Raw genomic sequence first — 1,722 nt, 5'->3', positions numbered from 1 at the left:
CTGATCGCCGGCACCGGGTGCAGCCCGCGCGCCCGCGGCACGAAGCTGACCTGGGTCGCGGACTGGCCGCCGGCCGGCACGTCGGCCCAGGTCAGCGTCGCCGCATCGGACGATTCGAGGCGCAGGCCGATGCCGAAGCGTTCGGCCGCCGGGCTCGTCAGCGTGACCGCGAGCGGCGCCGGGTCTCCGGCGAACACCGCCGCCGGCGGGCGCAGGTGCAGCGTCATGCCGCGCAGCGTGTTGTGCGTCAGGTGCATCGAGACGATGCCGCTGCCGGCCAGCAGGAAGGTCAGCACGTAGCCGAGGTTCAGCTGGTAGTTGATCGACGYGACCAGCAGCACCATCAGCGTCAGCGCGAACATCAGCCCGGCGCGGGTCGGCAGGATGTAGACGTTGCGCTGGGTCAGCAGCAGCGTGTCGGTGTGCGGCAGCCGGGCCTGCCACCAGGCGCGAAAGCGCTGGCGCACCGCGCCCGCGGCGAGCGCGAAGGGGCGCAGCGGGAGCTTCAGCGCGTCGGCGGCCTGCATGGCGTCGGGTCGGCGAAGGATCAGGGCAGCGGGATGGATTCGATCATCGCGCGCACCTGCTCGCGCGCGCCGCGGCCCGCGCCGGCCACCGGCACCAGCCGGTGCGAGATCGTCTGCGCGAGGATCGCCTGCACGTCGTCCGGGGCCACGTAGTCGCGCGAGTCGAGCAGCGCATGCGCCTTGGCCGCACGCAGCACCGCGATGCCGGCGCGCGGGCTCAGCCCGTCGACGAACCAGGCGCCGCTGCGCGTCGCGCCGATCAGCGCCTGCAGGTAGTCGAGCAGCGCGTCGGAGGCATGCACGCGCAGCACGTCCTGCTGCGCCGCGAGCAGGTCCTGCGGCGTCATCACCGCGCCCAGCGCGCCGATCGCCTCGCGCCGGTCGATGCCGGCCAGCAGCGCGCGCTCGCTCGCGTAATCGGGGTAGCCGAGCGTGATGCACATCAGGAAGCGGTCGAGCTGCGACTCGGGCAGCGGGTAGGTGCCGAGCTGGTCGGTCGGGTTCTGCGTCGCGATGACGAAGAACGGCGACGGCAGCGCGCGCGTCTCGCCTTCGATGCTGACCTGGTGCTCCTCCATCGCCTCGAGCAGCGCGCTCTGCGTCTTCGGGCCGGCGCGGTTGATCTCGTCGGCCAGCAGCACCTGCGCGAACACCGGGCCGGGGTGGAACACGAAGGCCTCCTTGCTGCGCTCGTAGATGCTGACGCCGATCAGGTCGGAGGGCAGCAGGTCGGCGGTGAACTGGCTGCGCGAGAACTTGAGCCCGAGCGACACCGCCAGCGCGTGCGCGAGGGTGGTCTTGCCGACGCCGGGAACGTCCTCGATCAGCAGGTGGCCGCCGGCCAGCAGGCAGGCCACGCAGTCACGGATCTGCGGGCGCTTGCCGACGATGATCGTGCTAATCTGGTCGATCAGGCGGTTCAGGTGGGGAAGGGCTTTCAACAGGTCCGTGCTCATGCAATCACCATAACCGAAACCGCCGCGATTCCGGACTCAGAACACCGATGCCCACTGCGTTCTTCAGCCATCCCGAGTGCCGGCAGCACGACATGGGGCGCGGCCACCCCGAGTGCCCGCAGCGCCTGGACGCGATCAGCGACCACCTGCTGGCGACCGGCCTCGACATGGCGCTCGAGCACCGCGACGCGCCGCTGGTCGACCTGCACGACGTGACGCTCGCCCACGAGAGCCTGTAC

1 protein-coding gene and 2 pseudogenes are annotated in these 1,722 nt (G+C 71.3%); 1 reads left to right on the top strand and 2 read right to left on the bottom strand.

Features of this window, described 5'->3' with window-relative positions; translation table 11 throughout:
* Together AC1D01_RS33395 and AC1D01_RS33390 are read right to left on the bottom strand one after the other, a co-directional pair.
* Positions 1–527: pseudogene (locus tag AC1D01_RS33395) on the bottom strand (DUF58 domain-containing protein); the annotation flags it as partial.
* A gap of 20 nt (positions 528–547) precedes the next feature.
* Entirely contained in the window at positions 548–1,483 is a 936-nt protein-coding gene (locus tag AC1D01_RS33390; protein ID WP_477873765.1) for an AAA family ATPase, read from the bottom strand.
* A 47-nt stretch (positions 1,484–1,530) separates the two neighbouring features.
* Here AC1D01_RS33390 and AC1D01_RS33385 point away from each other — a divergent pair.
* Positions 1,531–1,722 (top strand): annotated as a pseudogene (locus tag AC1D01_RS33385) (histone deacetylase family protein); the annotation flags it as partial.

The organism is Rhizobacter sp. P3_B12 (genome assembly GCF_056402895.1).
This window is presented reverse-complemented; position numbering and strand designations above follow the sequence as displayed.

Excerpts from the sequence above, each read along its gene's own strand:
- AC1D01_RS33390 (WP_477873765.1), bottom strand. The coding sequence starts at position 1,483 with ATGAGCACGGACCTGTTGAAAGCCCTTCCCCACCTGAACCGCCTGATC.